This is a genomic window from uncultured Neisseria sp. (assembly GCF_951230505.1).
Classification (GTDB): domain Bacteria; phylum Pseudomonadota; class Gammaproteobacteria; order Burkholderiales; family Neisseriaceae; genus Neisseria.
Map to the genome: position 1 here is coordinate 1 of NZ_CATNVN010000187.1, position 3,286 is coordinate 3,286.

Annotated in this window: 3 protein-coding genes; 1 reads left to right on the forward strand and 2 read right to left on the reverse strand. The window is 46.4% G+C overall.

The window, feature by feature from the left end:
* Window positions 1–130: 130 nt before the first annotated feature.
* Together Q1M25_RS09150 and Q1M25_RS09155 are read right to left on the reverse strand one after the other, a co-directional pair.
* Window positions 131–1,459, reverse strand: coding sequence for an anaerobic C4-dicarboxylate transporter family protein (locus Q1M25_RS09150; RefSeq protein WP_188209555.1), 1,329 nt, complete (start codon window positions 1,457–1,459; stop codon window positions 131–133).
* A 155-nt stretch (window positions 1,460–1,614) separates the two neighbouring features.
* Entirely contained in the window at window positions 1,615–2,367 is a 753-nt protein-coding gene (locus tag Q1M25_RS09155) for a glycosyltransferase family 2 protein (RefSeq protein WP_150537471.1), read from the reverse strand.
* 165 nt (window positions 2,368–2,532) lie between these two features.
* On the opposite strand from Q1M25_RS09155, the gene Q1M25_RS09160 reads away from it, so the two are divergent.
* Window positions 2,533–3,286 (forward strand): tRNA-dihydrouridine synthase family protein (locus Q1M25_RS09160; RefSeq protein ID WP_300483983.1); only part of this gene is annotated, 754 nt, incomplete at its 3' end.

Below are 3,286 nucleotides of genomic sequence, written 5' to 3' on the forward strand. Positions count from 1 at the left end.
GGCCAATCGCGACAGCCTGATTAAACAATACAAAAACGACGTCAATAAATACTGCAATTAAGCTCTCGAATAACAATATCAAAAAGGCGGTCTGAAATTTAATTTCAGACGGCCTTCATTTTTCAGCCTATCAATAATACAGTTGAACCAACAACAAACCGAAAGCCAGACTAAATGCCATGCTCAACAGGCCCGGAATCATGAAGCTGTGGTTGAAGATAAATTTGCCGATTTTGGTCGAGCCGGTTGTATCGAAGTCGATAGCGGCAATAATCGGGCCGTAGTTCGGAATGAAGAAATAACCGTTTACCGCAACGAATGTGCCGATAATGATGGGCGCAGGAATACCCAGTTTGATGGCGATTGGAAATAGCGTTGCCACTGTCGCGCCTTGGCTATTGACCAATACCGACAAGACAAACAGGGCAAAGGCAAAGGTCCATGGTGCAGATTCAACCAAATGGCTGACGGTCGATTCCACTTCTGTTAAGTGGCCGTTCATCAAGGTATCGCCCAACCAAGCCACGCCAAATACCGCAATCACGGCACGCATACCGGCATGGAATACCGAACCTCGGGTAATCGCATCGCCATTGGGTTTACACGCCAGAATAATCAGCGCAGAAGCAGACAACATCACGATTTCAATCGTATGCGCCATACCCATAGGCTTGATTGCGCCATCGTGTTCAAAAGCCGGGCGCAGCTCAGGCAGCGCACCCATCACGACCACCAGCAATGCCGCAGTCAAGAAAATACCGACCGACAATTTGGCTTTCGGCGAAATAGCGACATCGGTTTGTTGTTCCTCCACATCGATGTATTCTTTCACATAATTCGGGTCTTTCAGCAAAGCCTGATAATGCGGATCGTCTTTCAATTCTTTGCCCAGTTTGTTTACGAACACGCAAGCCAAACCGATACCCAAAATCGTGGACGGAACAGTTACTTTCAACACATCCGCCATCGTGATGTGTTGCGGCTCAAGCATGGTGACGCAGGCAACAACCGCGGCGGCAATCGGGCTGGCAACAATCGCAAATTGGGAAGCGATAACCGCCATCGTCAGCGGACGGGAAGGACGGATGCCATTGCGACGGCTGACTTCGGCAATAACGGGCAAGACCGAGTAAGCCACATGGCCCGTACCTGCCAACACGGTAAAGGTATAAGTCACCGCCGGCGCGATAAAGGTGATGTATTTCGGATTGCGGTGCAACACGCGCGTGGCAATCTTAATCATATAGTCCAAACCACCGCTAGCCTGCATCGCCGCAGCCGCAGACACTACCGCCATAATCATCAGCATCACATCAATCGGCGGGCTGGTCGGCTGAAGGTGGAAACCAAAAGACAATACGGCCAAGCCGATACCGCCGAGCACGCCCAAACCAATACCGCCAACCTGCGCACCAATCAGGATACACAGCAGCACAATGGCAAACTGAATAAAAAACATAGTTGACATAACAACTCCCAAAATCCGGCCTTGGCCGAAATAAAATTACAAATAGTTGGAATTACAAAACACCCTAAACAATGTAACCATTTTTTACCCAAATAAATATATCTTCATTCTTAAATGAACTCTCAGTCTTATCTAATACTTAACACCTATTTTTTCGAAAGAAGGTACTTTAATTTCACATATTTATTCATTGTATAGTTTGCATAGTTTTTACACAGAGTATAGCCCAGCATCCCATCCAAAAATCCTCTCTTTAAAAAATACATTTTAATAAAAGCGAATAATGGTCGCAAAATCAAATCAAAAAATGGACGGCTAGCCTTACCCTCTTGCTTATACTTTTCAGCTGCAAGCGTAGAGTATTGATTCATCTTTCTCAAATATTGTTCCCATGTTTCATAAGTGTAGTGAAGCATAGGAGCTCGAAGCTTCTTATTACCATGCTGATGGACTATTTTAGGATGTACAACCCCTTCTACATAACTACCTATTCTTGGCATCAACCTGCAAACCCAATCAGGACTTAAAGAACCATGACGTACTAATTTCCGTTGAAAATGATTAAGACGTTTTACCCAATAACCAAAAGGCTGTCCTTGCGCAACAACCTCTTCAATTTCTTTACACAACTCTGGCGTACAACGTTCATCAGCATCAATAAAAAAAATCCAATCTGATTTTGCCTGCTCTATCGCAAACGTTTGTTGTTTTCCCCAATCTCCATTCATATCTCTAGTAATTACCTTAGCTCCTAAACTTTCAGCAATTATAGGAGTTTCATCATTACTATGATCATCAATAACAATAACTTCATTGGCAAAAGTACAGCTTTTAATGCACTCCCCAATATTTTTTTCCTCATTTTTGGCGAGGATAAGCAAGCTAATAGTTGAATTCATAATTATCCTTAATGGTATGACTCCCAATTTACCTACAAACTAGCAAAATTTTGTGTAAATAAAATTTATGGGATTCATTCTAAGTTAGGCAAAACATGATTTAAGAGTGTATTTTAACCGATATACCGCTACAATATGCCCTCCTTTTTTCAGACGGCCTGACTCATGCAGCTTATTCTTGCCCCTATGCAGGGGCTGGTGGACGATGTGATGCGCGACTTGTTGACGCGCATCGGCGGATTTGACGAATGCGTCAGCGAATTTGTCCGCATTACGCACACGGTCCACTCACGCGCCACTTGGCTTAAATATGTTCCCGAAATCGCCCATGCCAACCGCACGCCGGCCGGCACGCCCTGTACTGTCCAACTTTTGGGCAGCGATGCGGAAAACATGGCCGTCAATGCTTTGGAAGCCGTGCGTTTCGGTGCGGACAAAATCGACCTCAACTTCGGCTGCCCCGCGCCGACGGTCAATAAACACAAAGGCGGCGCGGTCTTGCTCAAAGAGCCCGACTTGATTTACCACATCGTCCACACCCTGCGCCAACGCCTGCCGGAACACATTCCGCTGACTGCCAAGATGCGGCTCGGTTATGAAGACAAAAATCTGGCATTGGAATGCGCTTCCGCAATTGAAAACGGCGGCGCCTGCGCGTTAACCGTCCATGCGCGCACCAAAGTCGAAGGCTACGAACCGCCGGCACATTGGGAATGGGTGCGCAAAATCCACGATGCAGTCAATATTCCCGTTACTGCAAACGGCGATGTGTTCAGCCTTCAAGACTATCTCGATATTAAAACCGTCAGCGGCTGCAACAGCGTGATGCTCGGGCGCGGCGCGGTTATCCGTCCCGACTTGGCGCGGCAAATCAAGCAATATGAAAACGGCGAAACAGTGAAAGACACCAACTTTGCCG